Here is a 24086-nt window from a genome sequence, read left to right on the forward strand (position 1 = left end):
ATCATGGGGCGCATACAAATGAATTATGCCAAAGTGGTAGCTTACCATCCCACTTGTGATGTGGCTTTGATCGAGTCAGACAACCAACATGTTGTACTACCAGAATTAGGGCTAGTTTATCAAGGAGAAAAAATAGAGGCGTTTGGTGTGAGTGGCAGTGGTGATGTGGTGATGGGAAAAGGGACGTACCATTTGGACTTAAACTTCGTCAATAGCCGTTACTTTAGCCAATGCCCAGCCAGTATTACCGACGCCCCAATACGTTCGGGCATGAGTGGCGGTGGTGCATTCAATGCACAAGGCGAATTGGTCGGTATATTAGCGGCTATTGCCAATAAAGCAGATACGAGGCTTGTGAACGGAGAAAAATTAGATATCGAACGCTTAAGCATTTTTGTTTCGATCAATTTCATCCAACCGTGGTTGAAAGCACAAGTGAACACTTACCACCACGGAGAATATCAATGGCCAAATGTAGAAACGAACGAAACAAGGTTAGCGCGGCAGCAGTAAACTCAATAAGCCGAATGGATAGCCGATAGAGATTATCTGTTCGGCTATATTTTCTAGACTTTATCGCTTATTCTGTTTTCAGCCTTCTCTTCCGATTTCGCTAATTTCTTCCACACCAAATCACAAATACCATCACTAGGGGTAAAGCCTGTCGGCGCATCAAGCAATAGCTCACGGATACGCTCATGATCAAAGTTATGGCAAGCAATATCGAGCTCTTCCAAAAGATGCATGTATTGAGGTAACGGTAAGTTTACTTCTGTCGCGGTCATGATTCGTTCATGCGCCGTATTCTCAACATTGTCACCAATCAAAAGCTCTTCATACAGCTTCTCACCAGGACGAAGCCCAGTATAACTTATCTCAATGTCGCCATATGGATTGGATTCATCCTTCACTTCCAACCCAGAAAGCTGAATAAGATTTTTGGCAAGATCAGAAATACGCACAGATTCTCCCATATCGAGAACAAAAACATCACCACCTTTGCCCATCGCTCCTGCTTGGATCACTAACTGCGCAGCTTCTGGAATGGTCATAAAATAACGCGTTATTTCAGGATCAGTAACCGTTAAAGGGCCGCCTGTTGCTATCTGTTTTTTAAACAGTGGTACCACGGAACCAGAAGAACCCAACACATTACCAAAACGCACCATACAAAAACGGGTGCCTTTAGGCTTCTCATTTTCTTGCTCTGCCAAGGCTTGTAAACCTAATTCAGCCATGCGCTTAGTCGCACCCATTACATTAGTCGGCCTAACTGCTTTGTCTGTAGAGATAAGCACAAAAGACTCAACTTGAGCTTCTACTGCAGCTTTTGCGGTGTAGTAAGTACCAAACACATTGTTTCTTACCCCTTCCACTACGTTGAACTCTACCAAAGGAACATGCTTATAGGCGGCGGCATGGTAAATGGTTTGAATGCTAAAGCTTTTCATCACCATTGATAAACGATTAATACGCTGAACAGAACCAAGCAGAGGTACGATTTCAATATTTAGTTTTTTGCGGACACTAAGTTGACTAAGCTCTCGATCAATTTGGTATAGCGCAAATTCAGAAAGCTCAAAAAGAATCAACTTTTTCGGCTGGCTGAGAATAATTTGTCGACACAATTCTGAGCCAATCGAGCCCCCAGCCCCGGTGACCATAACGACTTTATCTTTAATGTTTGCTTCCATTAACGAGCGCTGTGGTGTAACCGGATCTCGCCCAAGTAAGTCCTCAACCGCAACGTCTTTTAGCTCATCAATACTCGCCTTACCTTCAACAATATCTTTCATATCTGGTACGGTAAGTACTTCCGCTGAAAGGTGAACCAAGGACTCCAATATTTTCTTTCTTCGAGCACGTGAAGCACTTGGCACTGCAAGTAGTATCTGCTTTACATTATGTTTAGCAACTAGCCTATCTGCATGACCAACATTATGTACACACAACCCCATAATCACGGTGTTTTCAAGGGTTTTATCTTCATCAATAAACCCGACTACTTTATGAGTTTCCGAATTTCTGATCGCTAGTGCAAGCTGCCTTCCCGCTGAGCCCGCCCCATAAATCAGCACGGCTGTATTTCCTTTACCATTAAGTTGCGCAACGAGCACACGAACGATAAGTCGCGAGCCTCCACAAAAAAGGCAAAGAAAGGTTCCGTAAATAATGGGTAAAGAACGCGGAATAGGCGCACTAAAATAAAATGCAAGAACGGCAACAGAAGCCGCTGAAATCACCGTGCCAATACTGACCACCGCTAGCGCATGAAAAGTAAGGTAACGCAATACCGCACGGTAAAGCCCAAGCCGTGTGAAAGAAAGGATGGTGATGATAGCAACACAACCCAGAAGGTAAGGAACCGTTGGTGATTTGATCAAAACAATATCACCAATTCTTACCCAATAAGCAGCATAAAAAGAGAAGACGATAAAGAAAAGGTCAATAATGACGCTGATAATGCGCTTATTAACCCGCGATAAGTTCCAGATAAAGTTCAGCCTAGCCATATTATTTCTCTATATAAACCAACGTCGGCATTATAGTGACGTTAGTTTTAAAAGTCTGTTGTAGATAAATTGAAAACTGTCCTACTTTACAGCATCACCACTACCACTACCCATTGCAGTCATGATGATGTATTTGAAGTAATCTTTAATGGTAAGCGAATCAATCATTTGTTTGTCTATTTTTGCCAATAACCGTGGTGTAGACATATCGATATTCTGCACTTGCGCAAGGCCAGTGATACCTGGTAGCGCATCATATACACCTAATGCATCACGTTCTTTAATCAATTCCTCTTGATTAAACAAGTTAGGACGTGGGCCCACTAAGCTCATTTCACCTTTTAGAACATTGATCAACTGTGGCAGCTCATCGATTTTCGTTTTACGAAGAAAAGCACCAAGTTTAGTGATAGATGCATTGTTTGCTAAGTGGCTTGCTACAGACTTGGTTTCTACCGACATAGTACGAAACTTAATAAGATTGAACGGTTTTTTATTGCGGCCAACACGCTCTTGAATAAACACTGGAGAGCCAGTGTCAAATAAACCGATGATGGTGACAATCAATAGGAGCGGCCACAAAAATAGCAAGCCAAAGAAAGCCGCTAGGAAATCTAAAAAACGAATCATATTTTACCACTGTTTTTTTTGACTGAAGAAAGGCTTCTGCCGTTTTTTTAAAGCCTTCCTCTAACGTTTGGGGAGGTGTCCACGGAAAAATCATGAACACCCTCATTAATAAAGGCTCGAAAACACCTTTAAAAGGTACTCAGGATCCATCGCACACATTGCTCTTTTGTGTTTAATACTTGCTTTTAAAGTCGTTTCACTCTTCAGCATGTTTAAGCACATTTGTCTGATCCTTGCGAAGTTCTCTGCACTTTCTTCAGCCCTTTTTCGGCAAGCATCTTCGCCAAATTCAGTATCGAGTGTCCAATGCATCGACTCAACTAACCAGTGTGAACGCGTTGCATTTAACAATTCCTTAGCATTTAAATCCTTCGAGCTAATATAGCATCTCACCGTCACTTCGGACTCTTTCGCTACGGCTTCTTCTTGTCTCACAGAAACGACGATACCCATTGTTTTTAGCTCTGGCCAATCAAATTCTAAGTCACCTAAAACTCTCAAATCTGTGTTGGTTAAGGCCAACCTAGTCTCTTGTCTGCCTCGCGATTTTTCTTGCGTGCTATAAGAATCACCGTCGTGTTTTTGCAGCATACTCATATCAAAATAGTTATCGAACGCTTGCTCCAAACGGCCTTGATTTCCTTTCACCGCTAGTAGGTAATCCGCTTCTTTATCGAGAATTTTTTGCGCTATTTTCTTTTGGCATCCCATCGCATCAATACTGACCAAGCAACCAGATATATCAAGCAGTTCCAGAAACTCTGGGATGGCCGTAATCTCGTTGCTTTTTTCGTAGACTTTATGCTGTCCAAGACTCACGCCATTTTCGGTCGCAAAAGCATTAACCATATGGATGGCGCCAAGCCCTCGAGAGTTATCATAAGAGCCCCTAACGGTTTTTCCATCAATAGCAATGACTTCACCTTTCGTTAGCTCACAGCAATCTTTCATCCATTCGATAAAGCATTTTTGTAGGCGAGTCGCATTAATCATGCCCATCGCCCTGGCTATCGTCGAGGTAGAGGGAACGCCATGGCTAAAATCACCAAATCGCTTCAAGAAATCCAACCGAGCTTCGCCGTATAGGCTAATCGCTTTCCAGTCATCTTGACCAGAAAGCACAGCACAAATTGTTAACAAAATGATATCAGTTAACTTGTGTTCGACTTTACCTTTTTGGCGGTAATCTGGAATGACATCGAAATGCATAAATGGGTGCTGGTTACTCATTGTTGGACCTCCAATTTGTGTATGGAGGTATTAGAAAACACTGAAAATGATCATCGGTTAATTGTTTGTTGTGTGATAACGCTATCCAACAGAGCAACCAATCTATGGAATTCACCCTTTAAACATAGGCATGTTGATGATTTTTCTCTGAAAGTATGTACATCTAAAGTCAAGGATGTTCATGCGGTTACCTTGTCAGAAGGCACTTAGTTAAACAACACTTTTATCAATTGATTAGCCAGTTGCCCATACTCATACTGCTTAAGTGCAGCTTTACGGCCATTTTCCCCCATAGCCAGCCTTTCCTCTGCTGGCATCTGATAAAGGCTTAAGACAGCATCAGCCAGTTGCTCTGGAGCTTGGGCCGGGACTTGTAGCCCCGCCTTAGAGTCTTCGATTGGCTTATACTCACCAGACTCAATACCGTAAACAATCGGCTTACCTGAATAAAGGTAATCAAATAGTTTGTTAGGTGAGACACCAAATCGGAATAATGGGTCTTTTGTAAGCCCGATGTAACAAGCATCAAACTCGCTCAAAATAGACTGAATTTCAACTTTTGGAATGGGGTCAATAAAGAATATATTACGCAATTGTTTCTCTGCAACCAAAGACTGGAGAGCGGCTTTCTCTTTTCCCGCACCCACTAACACGAAGGCAATCTCAGTATATTCCTGCAACCGCTCAGCAGCTTCAATTAGCGTTTGCAACGCGTTAGCCACGCCCAGCGTACCTGTATAGCCAATGATAAATTTATTTTTTGGAAGCTGAGCGGCAGCAGTATGATTGAGTGGGATTTTTTGATTCACTTCATCTAAAGAGAACCCATTAGGCACCCAACTGAATTTATCACGCGCCATACCACGGCCAGCCATATGTTCAACAGAGTTTTTAAGATTAGATACAACCGCATCAGAGTCACGATAGGCTTTATCTTCCACCCACTGCATCAAACGAATAAAAGGATGCTTAGGTGAATAACCACCAATTTCAGTCAAGGTCAACGGCCAGATATCACGTACCTCAAAAACCAAACGGGCTTTGAATTTTTTAGCCAGTCGTTGAGCGCCTAAAAAAGCAATAAGTGAGGGAGAAGAAGATAAAACAGCATCCGGCTTATCAGCAATTTTTCGTGCCAATTTTTGAATCTGCCAAGGGAATAAAAACCAATTCAAAGCACGTTGCTTGCTGTGTGCTTCTGTATAATCAGGCATATTAACCCACACAAAATAGAAACCTTCTTCCAGCGTTTCTATTTTAAATGGCTGATTTAAAACTGGCTTTTCACGTAACAGATGGTGTGAAGCAGAAGCAATCAAATATACCTTATACCCCAGCTTTACTAGTTCACGCCCTAAGTAGTAATGGCGCCCTCCAATCCCCGTTGCCGGGGTAGACGCGTACTGTTGTACAATCCAAACTGTTTTACTCATATACTAGCCTTCAGGATAACATCCACAATCTGCTGTGCAGCTTTCCCGCCACCATACAGATTGTGTGTATCTTGGATTTTACGTCCAAGATTACGAGTAGCGGCTTCAATAATCTTTGTAATGTCAGCACCAACTAACTCATTAGCTCCCGCTTTTATCAGCTCTACCCATTCGGTTTGGTCACGCATCGTGACACAGGCCTTACCAAAGAAAAACGCTTCTTTCTGCACACCGCCGCTATCTGTCAGTACCAACTGGCAGTGATCTAGTAGCCAGACCATCTCAAAATAACCGACGGGATCAGTCAAATGAACGTTCAACTCAAGACCTTGTTCGGCGATCAGTTTGCGCGTCCGTGGGTGCAAAGGGAGTACAACAGGAGCCAAAGTCTGATGAAGTTGATTCAGTGCATTCACAATATTCGCCAAGCGCTCGGGGCTATCTGTGTTTTCAGCACGATGTAATGTAGCCAAAATAAACTCATCTGGCAGCTCACCTGCTGGTGCAACCGCTTTTTGGGCAAATAAGAGCGCCGCATCCTGCATTACGTCGCCAACTTGCAATACCCGTACCTGCTTGTTTGCAAAGCCTTCGTTATTCAGATTTTGCACTGCCGTATCCGTTGGGCAAAAGAGTAAATCACTCACTTGATCGGTGAGGATACGATTAATCTCTTCCGGCATTTGCATATTAAAGCTGCGCAAGCCTGCTTCAATGTGAGCAACAGGTATATGCAGTTTTGCTGCCGCAAGCGCGCCAGCAAGTGTTGAGTTGGTATCTCCATACACCAAGACACGATCTGGCTTATGGGTTAGCAAGGCCTGTTCAATTTCTTTCAGCATACGCCCGGTCATGTCACCGTGGCTACCACCGTGAATATCTAACTGAATATGCGGCCGTGGAATATTCAGTTGGTTGAAAAAAATATCCGACATATTGGCATCAAAATGCTGGCCCGTATGCAGCATAATCTCTTCAATACCGTCGACTTGCTGAATAGCGCGCGATACAACGCTAGCTTTAATAAACTGTGGACGTGCGCCTATGATGGTAAAAATTCTTTGCATCTTTGTCACTTATATGGATTTATAGAAATTAAGTAGTTTTTGCTCTTCGATACCCCAGTTGTACTTTTCCTGCACCGCTTTCTGGCCATTACGTCCCATTTGTTCAGCCTCAACAGGATGAGTAACCAGGTAGTCAATCGCTTCTGCTATCGTTTGAGGAGCCAGTGGATCAACACACAGCCCACACTGGTTGCCTTCAATAATTTCTTTCCAGAGAGGAAAGTTCGAAGCAATAACCGGTAAGCCCGTTGCCATATACTCGAACATTTTGACAGGCAAAGAGTCGAGATAGTTAATCACCGGATGCAAAGTAACCAGACCGGCAACGGAGTCATTCAACACTCGTTTAACCCCTGTACGATCCAACCAACCAAGGTGATCAGTTTTCACCCACCCTTCTTCAGCTTTCACTGCCTGTTCAAAGCTGGCTTCCGTGAAGCTCCCCCCCATCGCAAAGCGGACATCAGATTCAACCAATGTCATGGCTTGAACCATTTCGTGAATACCACGAATTCGCCCCAAGCCGCCCACATACCCTACCTGTGCTTTTTTCTGTGACCAATCTATCTCATCAGTTGAGAGCTCACCTAATAGTGGATAGTTGTTGATATCCACAGAACGCATACCCATCGCAATAAACTTATCACGAATATAAGGGGTCGCAGCAATAACTGCATCCAACTGACGGGAGGCCCAGCGCTCATACACTGCAAAAGCTTTTGACAGCAACCACTTGGCAGGCTTATTTAGATAAGGTTTACCCAACAACTGCTTGGGTACATCTTCATGGGCGTCAAAAAACACCACCTTGCCGTGCTTTTTGAGTTTCAAACCAATGGGGATTAATTCAGGATCATGCAGATGGTAGATATCTGCATCCAAGTCCAAAGCTTTAGTCAACACACGACCAGGTGCATTACGAATGCGATCCAAACGCCCTTTAGATGCGCCTACATCGTAGATAGACACATTGTTTTTAGTTTCATCACCCTTACCGTCTGCTACGACCAGTGATACCGAGTACCCATTTTTAGCAAGGGTTGTACATTCCTTTAGGAAAATACGGGTGTCATAGCGAGTGTGTACTGAAGACAAGTGAGCAATTTTATTCATCTCTGTGCCTTATTCTTAAGGCGAAAACACACCTTTCCTAAAAGCGCAAAAACACGCATAAGAAAACTGTTGAGCCCCTTTTCCCAGACTTCTATAACATGTTGAATATCTGGGTTGTTGACTCGCTTATTGAGCCACTTGAGTTGTGTAATTTGAAGATTATGATAAGAGGGTGTGCAAAAATTTAAGCCCTTAGCCTTAACACTATCCTCATAAAGAGACCAACCTGCATAACACCAAATACTGATATTTTGACAAAGTGAGTTTACAAGCTTGTCAAATAAATCTTGATGAACGTTACTGCCAGTAACATCAATATATTCACCGAGGCCTATCAATGCATAAAGAAAGCCATTAAGAACATGAGTTGGTTTAAGTGAAGGATACTCCTCAAGGAAAATAGAACCATCAGGTAGTACAGACTGTACGCCACTCTCAGTGATAGGCAAAAACAATGGTGTAAGTGATTTTTCTGCCTGGAGTAAGTACTTGTCCTCACCCGTCAATTTGTAAGCTCTGATAAGAACACTTGCTGCTTCACCTTGAGCCATGCAGGAGATCCAGGGTGATTTAAGCTGCCCCCAATCAAAGTTATATTCATAGCGTGCATTATCCAGATCAAGAAACCAGTTAGCACACTTCATAAAAATTTCTTTATCATTATCAAAGGCCTTATCAATGTATCGGTTGAAATGGGCTAATCCATAGGCTGCTATTCGTGTCGGATTATATTGCACACCAACCGACTGATAAAACCTGTAGGGTATTCCATTATCATCTAAAAGATTATAATAAAACCTATTGTTTTCTAATGTGAAATTCAAGCATATCGGATATAAAAAACCACTATTACTCTGCGTCACTAACGAAAAATCAGCCGTACCTAAGATATATTTAAAAACGTCTTGTATTATTTTTTTCATAATAGCCTTGTTAGTGCATCCTGACCTTTGTTTTAAGCATTTTATTTAAAAATCTTTGCAAACCCTTCATCATATTATATCTTGAGTCCCAGTTTTTAAACTCTTTATAAGAACGGCCAGGACTACTGGTCATTTCATCTAAATTCTCTACTGTGATTCCAAGTTTTTTCGCCACGAAGTGTTTGTCTTCTGTTAATTCAGCCTCATCATATAAAGGTTTATTTAGCTCATCAAGTGCTTCTTCTCTTGTAATATCACCTGAAAGAATACGGCTTGCTAAGTGAGAGCGCCTTTTATCAATATTAAACTTAGTGGGTAAGTAGTAGTTTTGAAAGAATTTAGTAAAGCGAGACTCACCATGCTTACGACCGTATGCTTTATAGCCTACTTTATCTTCCAGTTCCTTTTGTGCAAAGTCTTTAGAGTAAGGTAAATAATTGAGCGGTCTAATGACCTTCATCTTCTTAACAAAAGGGTAGTAAAAGTAATATTGTAGAAATCCAATAACTTTATAATCTTTCAGCGGAAGCTTACCAAACTTTCTATGAATAGCCTTTAAGTTAATAGCATCCATTGCGCCATGCTGCCAAGCCGATGCAATCACAGATTCTGTCGCAATATTTCCACCACTAATAACATAATCAATTTTGTTATCGACTGCGAAGTGATAAAGCGATGCAAAAAAAGCATGATCTTGGACAACATCTTGATTCGCCACTCCCGCTTTAAGGTAAGCTAATTGCAAATCACGGACTTCGGGCCAGTTCATCACATGAGTATGCAGATCGTAGCCGCAATATTTGACGATTTTCTCAATATTATATACTGCCAGCTCACTGTTCCAGCCTGCATCGACATGAACAACCAAAGGACGCATAGCGTATTCTTTCATGACCAACGCAAGGTATGAACTGTCAAGTCCACCACTTAAACCAAGAATGCAGTCATACTCGTAATTTTTGCGCTCTTCCTTGATTCGATTGAATATCTGCTCCAGTTGCTGCTTGCCTTCTTCGTTCGGAAACCAACGCTTACTGATTACATTGTCAAATTCATGACAATGGTTGCACATACCTTGCTCGTCAAATGTAATTTCAGGATCTGTTGTATCCATCACACAGCGAGTACACATTTGATAGCTACTGTTAGTCATAAAACCTCAATCTAAAAATAAATATTCAAGCTCATGGAAAGCAGGATAAGTCAAAAGTACCGCCTTGTACTTTCCATGAAAAGTAAAGTATGTACCCGCAGCAACGGCTGAAGCTCCGGCCATTTTAACAGCATCTTTAATATGCTCTAAACTACCAACACCACCCTGCACAATTACAGGTATTTCAACGACTGATGTGACTTTTTTAATTAAATCAAGATCTAAGCCCTGCGCTGAACCCTCGCGGTCAATAGACGTTAAAATAATCTCACCTGCACCGTATTGCTGTGCCTTTCTTGCATACTCTATTGGGCAAGTGCCTGTTTTATAGGTGCCGTTTTGGATATAAACCTCATATCGACCAAACAAACTTTTTTTAACATCAATTGCAACAACAATACTTTGAGCACCAGCGATCTGACTGCATTTTTTAACCAACTCTGGATTAAGATGAAATTCACTATTGATAATGACTTTTTCGACACCAAGGCGAAATAATGTCTCAACCTGATCCACACGCCGAATACCACCGCCATAAGCAATTGGCATAAAGGCTTCGGAAGCCATGTCACCAATTAGTTCATAGTCAGGCTCACTACAATTAACGCCGACGGAAATATCAACAAAAGCCAATTCATCGACTTCCTTTTCGTTGAAAATTCTTACTGCATTAATAGGATCACCTACATACTTATGCTTTTTAAATTTTTCACCTTTAACCAAGCCACCATTCTGTAATAGCAAAACAGGGATAACACGTTTTTTTAACATTAGATTAACTCTATAAACTGTTTGAAAAGCTGCTTGCCGAACTTATGACTTTTTTCAGGATGGAACTGAACACCGAAGATATTATTTTTGCGAATGGCACAAGTAAATTCATAACCATAATGACAGATAGCTAATTGATTCTCACTTGGTACATTTTCCGCATGATATGAATGAACAAAATAAAAGCGATCTTGGCGATCTGCTTCAAATGGTTGCAAAATATCTGGTGATTCGGCGGGGCTAATTTCGTTCCAGCCCATATGAGGGATCACGTGGCGTTGTTCGCTAAGCTTAGAAAAGTCAAAGCGTTTGACCTCACCTTTAATCCACCCCAAGCCTTGTAATTGCCCTTCTTCACTCTTTTCGAGAACAAGCTGCATACCAAGACAAATGCCCAGGAAAGGTATTTTCTCATGTAATACCTTTTGTTCTAACATGGCCTTGAAAGGCTCCAAATGTTTCACACCGTGATCATAAGAACCAACCCCCGGCAGAATAATAGCTTTAGAATTTTCCAAACCAACTGATTGATCAACAATCTCTGCCTCTGTTCCTAGGTAACGTAACATATTCTTTATCGAGCCGCAGTTACCCATACCGTAATCAAGAATTTTTATCATTATGCTAACATCCTCTGATACCCTTCAAGCATTACCCTTTCCTGTTGCTCCCAAGCCTGACACTGCGCAAACTGGTAAGCATTATTCGATAACTCGGTTAGATCTCGTTCAGCCAAGCGATCCACCGCTTCATTGATCGCTTCAACAGAATACTCGGTAAGCACCACCCCAAAATCTGCTGCCTGAACAGCCTCAGCCATTTCTTTCATATCAGAGACGATCACAGGTATACCTGCCATTGTATATTCAAAGAGCTTATTTGGCATACAAAAATAATAAGAAAGGCAGGTATTCTCAATTAACGAAATACCAATATCGGCAGAGGCAGTATAGTCAAGGACAACATTAGGTGAAACGGCTGGAAAGTAAAAAATATTCTGATGGTTTTTTGCTGCCTGCTCTACTTCCGTTGTTAAATCCCCATACCCCATAAAAACAGCGACCACATGACTATCTTTTCTTTCTTTGAAAGCGTCCAATATGAGCTGCACACCACGCCCTTTCATCAAACCACCTTGATAAAGCAAAATCTTCTGATTTGGCAAAATACCCAAACGTTCACGGAAGAGGTTTTTTTTAGCTTGCAGACGAAACCTGGGCGAGTTTTTCACAACTAAGGGGCGTTCTATCTTGTAGGCATTGGCATACCAGTCTGCAATATTTTCGCCCACTACGATTATTAAATCACACGAACGGATGAATAAAGATTCTATATACTTAGAGATGCGCTGGCGAAAGCCGTTCAGCCCATTCTTTTCAGTTTCCAGTTCATGGGCATCATAAACCAGCTTCACCTTAAATAACTTCTTTAGTAGCCACCCTAATGGCAAAAGAGCGAGGGTATGGATATTGACAACCTGGGCTTTTTCCTTCCTCACCATCAATAAGCATTTGAACATAAATTCAATAAACTTGAACAACTGAAAAAATGCACTTTTAGGCAACTTTCGAGTTAGCAACCTGATTCTACAGACCTTTGCTTTTGACTTTATAGAGTCTTCAATAGGCAGATCATCAGCGCCAAGCGCGATAACAGTAAAAGAGTCAAAGGCTTCAGAAGCCTCAAGTGATGAAATTTCTTTAAGTACACGAGATTCGTTCCGAAACTCTGTTAGTGTTATATGAATATTTTTCATTATCTAAAACCAAAAGGCTTGGATATAAAACCAAGCGTAAACCAAAGAACAGGCCACTCGATACCAGTGGACAAGTTCGCAAAAAATAGAATATAGAGAAACAGAAAAATGGAATAAAGTGCAACCATACTTAGCTGATAACCATAAAGCCCAGTATACTTAGCTTGCTTAGTCTCACGATAAAGCTATAGTAGTACATTCGTAAAAAGAGTCAGCACGACTAGTAATCCTACCAGCCCCAAGTTAGCCATCACATAAGGGAAAAAATTATGCAGAGTTTGGCCTGCATTACCAGTGGTAAGATAAGCAACATTTATGTTACCTAAGAAGGGAGCATAGTTGAGTTGATTAGCTCCAGTTTCTAATAAAATATCCACTCTGCTTAGTAAAGAAGTATTAGAACCAGAACCAAAACCTAGTAACCGCAAACTAGTAATATCAAAACCTGATATACCTATAATCAGCACCAGTGCCCCTACAAAAATAGCTAAGCCAATTAGAGCCATCAGGCTAAGATTTTTCACTAGGCGCTTCGACCAAGGTAAGACTAGTTTATGCTTGAGATAGCTCAACCAGACTGTTTTTTTAGCAGTTACAAGAGACATAACCAGCGTAATAAGATAAACACCTAAAATAACAGCGGTTGCGCTATTAGAGCCAAAAAGCTGTGATCCAACTAATGCCATCAAGGTTGATAAGGTATATACGGACAACCAGAAAAACCTAGCTAAAATAGTAGCACCTTGAGCAATATTCTTTAATACTAGATTAAGGTAAGCGAATGAAACAATAATAAATGAAATTGATAAGAAATTTCCAGACCTTTGATAGCTACCATCAATATCTTTTAAGTAGAAAATCGAATCATGTAGGCGCTGAGAGAAATTGTAGAGCATCCAGATAGATAGAAAATAAAAAAGTAAAATAATATATTTTTCTATCTTTATATCACTCCTAAGGATAGCCAGACTATGCCTCGTTAAATCTAGTGATGCACCTATAATATAAAACAATAAAACACCACCAGTGGTAGCCACTGTTAGTTGTTTTAAATATTCAAAATCATTTAAATCAAAAACTATTCGAAAAGCTATCCAACATATTAGTAAAAGGAAGAAAAAAAAGTGGATATGGAAGTAGAGCTTTTTTTTTACCCAAAACATCGCAAATAACAAACTTGTCAATCCCACAAACTCTACAAGTAAGTGTAAGGCAACTCCCATCTCACCAACATTAACAATGTTTGCATTGAGATAAATTAGTAATGTGGTGAGTTGAAGAATAATTATTATCTTTAATACAATGACTTTATTATATGGTATAAATCTCACAACTGACTTCCTAGAACATTTTTATAAATATTCCGTAAATTAGAATTTTTAAAGTATGAATTATGCCATAGTAAACCAAAAGTACCGCTTACCTGCTGACAGCGCATTTTCAATTGCTGAATTTTTTCTTCTGCGGCTTCAGTTACACCTAACCCTAAGTAAACAGCATCAATCACCGTACACTCCATCACCGCCAGCGGCCTGATTCGAAGGTTCAATTGCTCATGAGCCACGGGATCAAAAGCAGGATATTCATAACAGGTGCCGCAGCGAAAACCCGGCCTATCGGCATAACCAAGTGTAGAATCATAAGTCATACCTGCCCCCGCCCAAGCTCGCATGGTAGTGGGTTGTTCCCAGCGCAGGTAGTGCATTCGTCCACCCCATAGTTGTTGCTCAATACTCTCTTCCGCACAAATACGTTTAAGCCGTTCTGCTTCTTGCTTAATCAACTCAGGCTGCTGGAAAGTACCGTAACTAGGATGCAACCCTATTTCATGACCGCGTTCGTGGATTCGGCGCATCAAATTACGGATCGCAGGATGCTCAGGCAAATAGTCAGCATCATGAGAATGATTGCCACCACAGATAAAATAAAATGCACTTTTGATGTTGTTAGCTTCAGATATATCCATCAACCACTCAAAAGTGTTGTAAGGATCGGCTGGGTGTAGCTGGCTGTGTGTCGCAAGTTTAACATAGGGCGCAGTAAAAAAAGCCTTGAGATCGCGCCGTTTCAGCAGGTGCCCCGCCATCATCCGGCCGATGGTCGGCCAAGGTTTAAAGCCATACATACTCGGGCTATCTACATCGTGCGAGACCTGAATACTGAACTCATGTTGCTTTAACTCAATATCAGGCCAAACACGCTGAATAACCAGCCCTAGAATCATCATCCATTCATCAATAATTGGGCGCTCAAGATAACCATGCTGATAAGCGTGAGAAGAAACCGCTGGAAAGCGTTGATGATTATCTAAATCCTTACGTCCAACTTCTTCTAACCTCGTTAGCGCCCAGTAGGTTAAACCGAGAATATCGTAGTGAATAGTTGCACCTTGCTTACTGAATTCAATAAGCGGGCTTGGCAGTTCGGTTAAGGAAGGCGCTGGTATGTAGTCATCGATTGGCGCTGTAAAGTCTTCACTGGAAGCTTGCCACTGCTGGCAGGGGAAATCTGAGCGCGATTGATGAAATATGCTTTGTAACCTAGCGAACGTTATAGAACCTTGGCTACCCTTTAAATAAAATTGTAGCGTATTAGGTTGTTGAGCTAGTGTAAAATGATGGCCAAAACGTTCGAATAAAATGGTTTCGAGCCAACGCATTGCACCATCAGAAAAATGAATCATATACCACCTATCTTGTAAGTATACTTGCCGTAGCAATGTGGCTAAAAAATTTTATAGATTGAGTAATCGTTCATTCAAATCAGTATGGTCCGAAACTAAGCTTGACCTTTTAGGGCTTTTTTCAAGTGAATTGCCGTATTCAACCAACGCGAAGGTCGATGAGTGAGTGCAAAGTATGGGGTTTGTTTTGCGCCAAAAGCTCTGAAGAAACGTTCAACCGGTTCAATCATCGAACCTTCAAAGTCAAATCGCTTTGTAACAGTTGATGCAAATTTAATTGCTTCCCACATACAAAGGCTAGTTGCACCACTATTTCTTAGATCAGGATCACCACCGCCCATTAAGTAATATGCCGATTCACTATCCCAAACCAGCAAAACACCTGCATGATTTCTGTCTTCGTTATCTTGAGCAATAAACCAGCGACATTGCTTACGTTTTTTAGCTTGGTTTACGATATTTTCTACAAAATGTTCAGAATACGGCATAGACAACCCTTGCCGAATAAATGTCAATTGATTTAATTCAAAAAAAACACTAATTGGTAAATCACTGTTGACTACTAAGCCAAAGCGATTCTCAGCTTTTCTAATATCACTTCGTATATTATCCTGTGCTTCTTCCCATATAGAATTGATATCGTCTAAAGAGCTGATAACATACGTGTAACGAGTGGACTGTTCAAACCCTTTCCAATAAAACGGTAACCAATTAGTGTTTGAATAATGCCAATTTTGATTAAAGTAGTGATATTTGGGTAATTGATCAATCAGTGCTTCCATCAAATCTTTTTGCTGTGAAAGCAGTTTGCTGTATTTTGCATGAGCCGGACGAATCCAAGGGCCTAAGTTTTGCGTGAGTGAAGGTTGGGTCAACAACGTTAGTCCATACTTCTTTTTCACCACGTAAGGCATTGATGCCTGTATTTTGTCGCCTTTCTCGACGATACACACATCCCAGTTATCTCCAGCAACGGCGTCTAACCACCAAGCTTGACTGAAAATTGGAATAGTAGGTTCTTCTTCACACAATTGACGATATTTTTCTTTATTGATCATTGATTCACTCAAAATTTAAAATTAAGTACGAAAAGTAAAGCTTTTTTTAAGCTGAAGTTTATATCAATAAAAATATAACCATCTGGAGTCGCCAGAGCTTTTCTTCCTTTATAACGCACTATCGCACCCGGCAGATCAATATTGTCCTTTCTCTCGTATTCTCCGACGACCCATCGCTGGCCTTTAAAAATGCCTTTGGGTTGATCATAAGCATTAAGCCAAAGCTCTGTACCACGTAGCACATGCCAAATTCGTTCTATCGGCCAATTTTGCCAATCTATAATTTCTTTGTGTTCTTCGGATTTTAAGTTTCTGGCTCGAAGAGTTGAACTATGGCTTGGCTGGGGAATTCGTGGTGCCGAACCCGATTTTATAGCTTGGATTGCCTTTACAAGCAGAGAAGAGCCAACACCACCAATTAGCTTATCCAGCCTTTCAGGTGACTTGATTCCTAAAGGGATATGCACACGTTCCTGAAAGATGATATCTCCAGTATCTTCACCTTCATCAATATAATGGACCGTTACACCTGGGTTCATTTCCATATTATAGTACTGCCAAAAATCTGGATTAGGCCCACGATACTCTGGCAACATTGATGGATGTAGGTTTATAACCCCATATTTGGGAATATCTATTAAATCTTTTTTAAGGAGTTGAGACATGCTAAAAACTACAATCAGGTCGGGGTTGAGTTCCTTAACCCAATTAGTTACCTCTGCATCTCTTCCTTTTGATATATAGTTATATCTTATATTTCTAATCTCACAGAATTGCTTCAACGTTTTCTTTCTCCCCAAGAAAATCCTGTGTATTTTTTGGGCAAACTGAAAAAGAAAAGGTTTTTCTTGCTTTTCACTCCAACCTCGTGGCATAGACTCAACGATACCTAAAATCTCATGGCCACTATCTAATACAGGTGAGACAATACGCGTCAACCCACTTGTAATTATCAGAATTCGCATATATGAATCACCAAAAATTCAATTTATTAATAGTTGCAATATTCAGCTTTCTTATGCTCTTCTTTATATTACTTTTAAATTCAGTCTCTGCATCTAATTCTGGAGATATTTCTTTTAAAACTTTTGAATTCATTAATGTATCTGAAGCCCACAACCTCAAGTTTCCTCTGAACCAATGTTCTTCCGGAATTGGCCAACCCATTTTGTCTTTTCGCCAGGTAATTTCATCAGGTAGTTTTTTGTCGAATGCTAGGCGAGCCAAGTATTTAGTCCAACCATTATGCATTTTATAACATGCAGGAACTTGAGCTAAAAACTCGACTAATCGATAGTCCATAAAGGGCATTCTGGATTCTATACTGTGTCCCATTGAAACACGATCAGAGTAATGAATAAGGTTAATTAATCCCTTTTCGATAGCAGATTTTAATTCTAAATTTAATTCAGTAGGTGGTTGTCTCCCTTTTATTTTCTTGAATAGCGCTTGATAAGCTTTCATACCGAAGATGAACTTAAAATTTGCCATTAAAAAACTAAGCAGTAACGTTTTTTTCGCACCTGGTATTTTTAAGAAATAAAAGAACTCTTTATATAAGTCAATCAATGAAATTGATGTTAAATAACTAGCAATGTAAGGTAGATACCCAGCTAACTGCTCATCAGCACCTTGGCCATCTAAAGTTACCTTTACACCTGATTCTTTCACTTTAATAAAGGTGTGCCAACCAGACATACAGGTACTTTCTGGTGGATTTTCCATGGCCCAAATCATTTTTTGATGCTCAACAGGAATATCACCTTCCTGAGGCTCTATTTGATTTGAATTAACATTCAGCGCCTTTGCTAGAAGGTCTATATATACGCTTTCATCACAATTCTGGGTACCATCAGACTTGTAAACAGAAGAAAAGGTTTCCTGTAGATCAGCTTTACCTTGAGCTCTTAACTGTTCGTTGACTAGGTAAACAATCGAGCTACTGTCTAAACCGCCTGAAAGTGCAGAACCCACTTTTACGTCGGCTCTTAAGCGTAGTCTTACCGCATCTGCTAGTAGGTCGTAATATTGTTTGGCGTATTCTTTGGCTTTATTGGGGCAGAAGCGTTCTTTGCTGGTATTAGTGGTTAATTCCCAGTACCGAGTAAACTTCGGTTGATTGAGCAGTTGTTCTTTGCTACCAAGAAAGTAGTGTGCAAAAGGAAAACGATAAACGTTAGCGAAAGCCGTTTCTGCATCGTACTCATTAGGCCCGTTTTCCACGTAGTTTTTCAGGTAGCTTTTGTTGGGTGCTTTTTCTACCAATCCACTAGCATAGAGACCTTTAACTTCACTACAAAATACAAATTTATTATTATCTAAGCTGTAATAAAGCGGTTTTTTCCCAAATCGGTCACGTGATATAAAAAAAACAATCCTCTTTCTTATCATATAGAACGAATGCCCACATACCATTAAAACGGTCAAGACAATTTACTCCCCAGTAATCATATGCCGCCATAATGACTTCCGTATCGGTATCATTATTGAATCGATATCCTACATCAATAAGCTCTTTTTTTATTTCTATATAATTATAAATTTCGCCATTAAAAGTTATTATATATCTATCTTGATAAAGCATTGGCTGTTTACCATGCTCGGTTAAATCAACAATAGCTAATCTACGATGTCCAAAGAAAAAACCATCTCCATAATAATGCCCCTCACCATCAGGACCTCGATGAATTATTGAATCAGTCATTTTCTTAAGATTCGATTTATCTAATACGCCACTAAAAATATAACCAGCAATTCCACACATATTAAACCTTAAAATTTTTCAGCATTTAGCTATTTCTTTAGTTCCTTTAAGAATAAGGAACAAATAAATAAGATATAAAACAACTTCATGCACAACAAAAGCAATCAGAAACTCTTCAATTGAAAGAGAAGAGGAGAAATACAATGTTACACTAATCGTACATAGATAGAGAACTTGCCATAAAACCCCCATCTTTATGTTTTGTTCTAAACCAAGAACTGCACTTAATGGGCTGACAGCGAAACGTACTGCAACAGCTATGACTAAATAACCTGCATAAACCCCAGCTTGTGACCATTCATTACCAAAAATAATTGAAAACAAACTTTCACCCCATATGAATAAAACAGGCACAGCGGGGAGGTATATAATAAAAAGTAACAAAAACATTTTTATTATATAAAGATTAAGTTTCTCTGGCTCTGTTTGACTTATTTCAACTACCTTTTGAAAGAGAACCTGTGCAATAGCAGATGAAATAATCGATGTCGGCATATTCAAAACACGAAAAGTCAGACTAAACATTCCCGTCACGGAATTTGAATAGAACTTCGTCAACAGTATAACCGGCATTTGTACAGCTCCTGCATCGCACAGAGCCCCCCAAACTCCATAAGTCGGGAACTTATGATACTTTATACCTTGTTTTTGTATCGAATTTATTTTTGATTTTCTTATTAGCGACTTATAGTTTCTATCTTTCTTTAAAAGGTATATTGAACCAGATACTATTCCTACGAACTGCCCACAAATAAGACCACCTGATACCTGTAAAAAACCAAGTGACGTTTGGGCGAAACCTTGAAATAAGCTTTGATTCACACGCGACACTGCTGTGTTTATGAATTTTTTCTGCCTATTATTCCAATAAGTTAGTGCTTGATAAATACCTGTGAACAACACAGATACAGGGACTAAGTACAACCAAACAGCAATATCCTCATTACCTAGAAAACGAGCAATTTGCGCATTCCAAATCGATATAGGTATACTAATCAGAAAAGAAAAAAACAGAGCAACTAGCATTGAAAGTTGCAAAAGAAGACGGGCATCCTCATCATCTTTTGGCAACATAATAGCTATTTCATAACGCCCAGTAGCAACCACTCCCAATATAGATACGCATGCTGCATAGAGAGCCAAAAGACCAAAATCTTCTGGTGAAAACATCCGAGTTAGTATAGGAATAATTGCAATGGGTATTGCTTGAGCAATACCTGTCCCTGTCATTAACGTAAGTACATTTTTTGAAAAGCTTTTATTCAACAATATTCCACTCTATAAATATCTCTTCGAAAGTCGGCAACGCCTGCTTTGCATACTCAACCACTGCTACTTCATTTAAGTGGTGCTCGTCGTAATAAAGCAATTCACCATTATAAAAAGGAGGACTTTTGAAAACAGGCAAAAAATTAAGTTCAAGGTAATGAACACGATCAATGACCATGCTTAGATCATATAAGTATTCATTTGTACGCAAATAGTCTGGATTGATATTCACATACGGTGTCAACCCTAAGGACAAAAACCTCTTAGCACGCTGTGGATTTCGATTTAATAGTGGAACCTGACTCAAAATATAAACTTGCGCCTGTGACGCCATATTCTGTAAAAAATCACGTAAAGCACGATTAAATTCCTCACTACGGAGATGCCAATTCCAAGATGCCGTTATAAATATTAACTCAACATTCTCCAGATAGGATTTTGTCTGTTCAATTTGGGCAACACATGATTGCTGTGCCCATTCAGCAATCCGATTGTAATCAAATCCAGGAATAGTCACGCAACTACTCGCAGTTATAACCCTAGCTTTAAAGCCAATTTCTTTTCCAATATGATCAAAAAAGTGATTGAGCATAGCTGCGTGCGAATCGCCCAAGACCAATATCTCTTTTACACTATCCAGGTCCCCTCTCAGACAATCACCAACTATATGCCCATGGCAATTTTGTGAATCATCGCCATAGCGCAAATACTCTAGTGGCAAGGCTACAGGAGTAAACATGGCATTCACTTTCGCCATGGTCTGAGATGCACCTAATACACCAAAAACCAGAAGCCCCCAACTAAGTGCTTGTTTCTTGTTGGTACTCTTGCTTCTGAAAACCCGTTCAACCCCATAGTAGGAAACAATAGATAGTATGAATGTCAGCAGAACAAACAGGATGCTGAATTCTATATCGAGTACCTCTGCACTTGTGTAGTAGCGCAAAAAGGTCAATACTGGCCAATGCCAAAGGTAGAGTGAATAAGACAGCCCACCAAGCCACACCAGAGTTTTGCAACTCAACAATTCGCCTACCCATCCTTGTGTTGGCTGACTGAGTAGAAGCACGCTTCCAACGACAGGTAACAGAGCTAGAATGCCAGGAAAAGACCCTAGCAGTGGTTGGGTAATTGCAGAAATAACAATCAACAGCATCCCAAGTATACCAAGCCAGGCAGTGCTTCCCTCCACCCTAGACACTGTTGTTACATACAGAGCTGCCAGACCGCCCACAAAAAATTCAGGCAGCCGAGCATACAGACTGTAGTAAGTTGCTTGCTCCATGCCCAAAAACCGCAGGCGGTATTCGGCTAATGCAGTTAACCCAATCAATAAAACGACAAAAAACCATTTTAATAAGCGAATCGGCAGCAGTAATACAATAAAAGGGGCTAATAAGTAGAACTGGATTTCTACGGCTAATGACCATGTGTGTAGTAACGGCTGTTCATAACTGGCCGGAGCAAAATAATCACCAAAGTCAGCGAAATACCGATTGCTGCTAAACCAAGTTGCTTTTTCCAACCCTTTTCGAAACGTGTTGAAATCACTTGGTAGAAACAATACTGCTGCCACTAGAGCTACTATTATCAGCATCAAAAAGTATGCTGGAACAATCCTCTTAAAGCGACTCACATAGAAATATTTCAGAGTTTCAGTAAGAGAATAGCCAGCACTGGATTTTTTATGCAGCAAAATGCTAGTAATTAAAAAGCCAGAAATCACGAGGAAAACATCGACACCAACAAAGCCTCCAGGAAGCCATGTCGGGTTTAAGTGAAAAACCATAACAGCAAGTACTGCTATGGCTCTTAATCCTTGAATATCCTTACGATGAGGAACAGAACTCACTGTGCCAAACTCTCTACCACACGTTGAATATCTTGCTCAGTCAAATAAGGATGCATTGGTAAACTCATCACTTCTTCTGCAATTTCATCGCCTATCGGCAATTGAATACTGCTATCAGCAACTGCTGGTTGTTTATTCAAGGGAATGGGATAATGTACGGCAGTTGGAATGCCAGCCTCTTGCAGCTTGTGCTGAATTTCAGCTCTATTCTTAACTCGGATGGTATATTGTGCCCAAGCCGAAATATTATGTGCTTCCACAAATGGGGTTGAGAGAATACCAGCCTTATTTAATAAACGAGTATAGGTATTGGCTACCTGATTTCTTAGCTCGATTTCTTCATGCAAAACCTCAAGTTTTGGTAATAAAATCGCAGCTTGTAAGGTATCTAAACGGCTGTTTACACCTACACGAATATGATGGTAGCGACGATCCTGTCCGTGACGAGCAATTTGGCGCATGACAAGAGCCAATTCATCATCATTAGTGAAAATAGCACCGCCATCACCATAGCAACCTAATGGCTTAGTTGGGAAAAAACTGGTACAGGCAATGGTGCTTAAGTTACACGATTTTTTGCCTTTGTAACTGGCCCCAAAACTTTGCGCAGAGTCTTCAATCACTGGTATGCCATACTTGGCGGCAATCGTATTAATTGCATCAAAGTCAGCACATTGTCCATACAAACTTACTGGAATAATTGCTTTGGTTCTTGGCGTAATAGCCGCTTCTAGTTTAGCCGGGTCTAAATTGTAAGTTTTCGGGCAGACATCAACATAAACCGGTTTCGCCCCTAAAAGGGCGACGGTTTCTGCGGTGGCGATATAAGTAAATCCGGGGGTTATCACTTCATCACCTGGGCCAACACCTAATGCCATTTGGGCTATTTGCAATGCATCAGTACCATTAGCAACCGTGATACAGTGCTTAGCTCCAGTATATGCAATTAATCTTTGCTCTAGTTCAGCCACCTCAGGACCCAAAATATACTGACCATGGGCGAGTACTTTCTGAATTCCGACATCAATTTTTTCTTTAATTCGCGCCTGCTGCGCACCCAAATCAATAAACTGCATTTTTAGCTCCTAGCCTGATAGCCAAGTGAATCCTCAGCAACTTGCAAATATATTTACATCAAAGAATTATTTATTAGCACTGATGTCTTTTAATCACAGTGTCACCGCTGAGGGTATAAACAGCACCAGTATGAGGACAAATCACTTCAGCGTCTCCGCTCAATGGCAAGTATAGCTGCTCACCAAATTCACTCATCCAACCTTTTTGTTTAGCTGGTACACCCACCATCATTGCATAAGCAGGAACATCTTTGTTCACAACTGCCCCCGCGCCGATAAAAGCAAACTCCCCAATAGTTACACCACAGACAATCGTACAATTAGCACCAAGCGTAGCCCCTTTTTTGACTAAGGTATCGCGATATTGATCTTTGCGTTCAATCAGTGACCGTGGATTATAAACATTGGTAAATACCATGCTTGGCCCACAAAATACTCCCTCCTCTAAATGCACATTGTCATACACTGAGACGTTATTTTGAATCTTACAATGATCGCCAATCGTAACTTTGTTTCCCACAAATACGTTTTGGCCCAGTGACACACCTTGGCCAATATGGGCACCGGCACAAACGTGTGTCCAGTGCCACACTCGGCTGCCATCACCTATTTGTGCACCATCATCAATAATGGCTGTTTCGTGTTTAAAATATTTCATGAAAAATGTTCTATCGATTGAGAAGGGAAGCTGAACACTTCCCTTGTGAAGGCTATACCCTTACTACTTGAAGCTGCAGCGGTGTTGGCTACGTTGGTTCACCCCTATCACATAGTTTATCTATGCTCATGGGGATT

General features: G+C 40.6%; 22 protein-coding genes. 1 reads left to right on the forward strand and 21 read right to left on the reverse strand.

Annotated elements, in window-relative coordinates; translation table 11 throughout:
• Positions 1-513 (forward strand): S1 family peptidase (locus VOR_RS16510; RefSeq protein ID WP_010317073.1); only part of this gene is annotated, 513 nt, incomplete at its 5' end.
• A gap of 53 nt (positions 514-566) precedes the next feature.
• Here the strand turns inward: VOR_RS16510 and VOR_RS0100550 are convergent.
• From VOR_RS0100550 to VOR_RS0100645, 21 genes are all read right to left on the reverse strand, one after another.
• Positions 567-2513, reverse strand: a complete 1947-nt coding sequence (locus VOR_RS0100550; RefSeq protein ID WP_010317075.1) for a polysaccharide biosynthesis protein — start codon at positions 2511-2513, stop codon at positions 567-569.
• Positions 2514-2594: 81 nt separating this feature from the next.
• Positions 2595-3143, reverse strand: coding sequence for a sugar transferase (locus tag VOR_RS0100555; protein WP_010317076.1), 549 nt, complete (start codon positions 3141-3143; stop codon positions 2595-2597).
• Positions 3144-3248: 105 nt separating this feature from the next.
• Positions 3249-4373 carry an ISAs1 family transposase gene (locus tag VOR_RS0100560; protein ID WP_010317079.1) on the reverse strand — a complete coding sequence of 375 codons (1125 nt, stop codon included), beginning with the start codon at positions 4371-4373 and terminating at the stop codon, positions 3249-3251.
• A gap of 206 nt (positions 4374-4579) precedes the next feature.
• On the reverse strand, positions 4580-5806 hold the full coding sequence (locus VOR_RS0100565; RefSeq protein WP_010317081.1) for a glycosyltransferase family 4 protein: 1227 nt from the start codon (positions 5804-5806) through the stop codon (positions 4580-4582).
• Positions 5803-6873: a non-hydrolyzing UDP-N-acetylglucosamine 2-epimerase gene (wecB, locus tag VOR_RS0100570; RefSeq protein WP_010317083.1), complete on the reverse strand. Its 1071-nt coding sequence runs from the start codon at positions 6871-6873 to the stop codon at positions 5803-5805. The genes VOR_RS0100565 and wecB overlap by 4 nt, the downstream gene beginning before the upstream one ends.
• A 9-nt stretch (positions 6874-6882) precedes the next feature.
• On the reverse strand, positions 6883-7986 hold the full coding sequence (locus VOR_RS0100575) for a glycosyltransferase family 4 protein (RefSeq protein WP_010317085.1): 1104 nt from the start codon (positions 7984-7986) through the stop codon (positions 6883-6885).
• Positions 7983-8909 carry a D-glucuronyl C5-epimerase family protein gene (locus tag VOR_RS0100580; RefSeq protein ID WP_010317086.1) on the reverse strand — a complete coding sequence of 309 codons (927 nt, stop codon included), beginning with the start codon at positions 8907-8909 and terminating at the stop codon, positions 7983-7985. Before VOR_RS0100580 ends, VOR_RS0100575 begins: the two co-directional genes overlap by 4 nt.
• A 10-nt stretch (positions 8910-8919) precedes the next feature.
• Positions 8920-10062: an N-acetyl sugar amidotransferase gene (locus tag VOR_RS0100585; protein WP_010317088.1), complete on the reverse strand. Its 1143-nt coding sequence runs from the start codon at positions 10060-10062 to the stop codon at positions 8920-8922.
• A 6-nt stretch (positions 10063-10068) separates the two neighbouring features.
• Positions 10069-10833, reverse strand: a complete 765-nt coding sequence (locus VOR_RS0100590; protein ID WP_010317089.1) for an AglZ/HisF2 family acetamidino modification protein — start codon at positions 10831-10833, stop codon at positions 10069-10071.
• Complete coding sequence (gene hisH / locus VOR_RS0100595) at positions 10833-11453, reverse strand: imidazole glycerol phosphate synthase subunit HisH (RefSeq protein WP_010317096.1); 621 nt, start codon at positions 11451-11453, stop codon at positions 10833-10835. The genes VOR_RS0100590 and hisH overlap by 1 nt, the downstream gene beginning before the upstream one ends.
• Positions 11453-12589, reverse strand: a complete 1137-nt coding sequence (locus VOR_RS0100600) for a glycosyltransferase (protein ID WP_010317098.1) — start codon at positions 12587-12589, stop codon at positions 11453-11455. The genes hisH and VOR_RS0100600 overlap by 1 nt, the downstream gene beginning before the upstream one ends.
• A gap of 185 nt (positions 12590-12774) precedes the next feature.
• Positions 12775-13920, reverse strand: coding sequence for a hypothetical protein (locus VOR_RS0100605; protein ID WP_010317100.1), 1146 nt, complete (start codon positions 13918-13920; stop codon positions 12775-12777).
• A complete protein-coding gene (locus tag VOR_RS0100610) occupies positions 13917-15272 on the reverse strand; it encodes a polysaccharide deacetylase family protein (protein ID WP_010317101.1) in 1356 nt (451 codons plus the stop codon). Before VOR_RS0100610 ends, VOR_RS0100605 begins: the two co-directional genes overlap by 4 nt.
• Positions 15273-15367: 95 nt before the next feature.
• Entirely contained in the window at positions 15368-16330 is a 963-nt protein-coding gene (locus VOR_RS0100615; protein ID WP_010317104.1) for a GNAT family N-acetyltransferase, read from the reverse strand.
• Between the two features lie 8 nt (positions 16331-16338).
• Positions 16339-17295: a methionyl-tRNA formyltransferase gene (locus VOR_RS0100620; protein ID WP_001221372.1), complete on the reverse strand. Its 957-nt coding sequence runs from the start codon at positions 17293-17295 to the stop codon at positions 16339-16341.
• Positions 17296-17302: 7 nt separating this feature from the next.
• Positions 17303-18757, reverse strand: coding sequence for an asparagine synthetase B family protein (locus VOR_RS17585; RefSeq protein WP_286118333.1), 1455 nt, complete (start codon positions 18755-18757; stop codon positions 17303-17305).
• The gene (locus VOR_RS18975; protein WP_010317116.1) at positions 18684-19094 is read right to left on the reverse strand and encodes an asparagine synthetase B family protein; all 411 of its coding nucleotides are present in this window, start codon (positions 19092-19094) and stop codon (positions 18684-18686) included. The genes VOR_RS17585 and VOR_RS18975 overlap by 74 nt, the downstream gene beginning before the upstream one ends.
• Before the next feature lie 18 nt (positions 19095-19112).
• Positions 19113-20360 carry a lipopolysaccharide biosynthesis protein gene (locus tag VOR_RS0100630; protein ID WP_010317118.1) on the reverse strand — a complete coding sequence of 416 codons (1248 nt, stop codon included), beginning with the start codon at positions 20358-20360 and terminating at the stop codon, positions 19113-19115.
• Positions 20353-22215 carry an acyltransferase family protein gene (locus VOR_RS0100635; protein WP_010317120.1) on the reverse strand — a complete coding sequence of 621 codons (1863 nt, stop codon included), beginning with the start codon at positions 22213-22215 and terminating at the stop codon, positions 20353-20355. The genes VOR_RS0100630 and VOR_RS0100635 overlap by 8 nt, the downstream gene beginning before the upstream one ends.
• Complete coding sequence (locus tag VOR_RS0100640) at positions 22212-23291, reverse strand: DegT/DnrJ/EryC1/StrS family aminotransferase (RefSeq protein WP_010317121.1); 1080 nt, start codon at positions 23289-23291, stop codon at positions 22212-22214. Before VOR_RS0100640 ends, VOR_RS0100635 begins: the two co-directional genes overlap by 4 nt.
• A 73-nt stretch (positions 23292-23364) precedes the next feature.
• Entirely contained in the window at positions 23365-23949 is a 585-nt protein-coding gene (locus VOR_RS0100645; protein ID WP_010317124.1) for an acyltransferase, read from the reverse strand.
• Positions 23950-24086: the final 137 nt, after the last annotated feature.

This window comes from Vibrio ordalii ATCC 33509 (assembly GCA_000257205.1).
In the GTDB taxonomy this organism is placed as follows: Bacteria; Pseudomonadota; Gammaproteobacteria; order Enterobacterales; family Vibrionaceae; genus Vibrio; species Vibrio ordalii.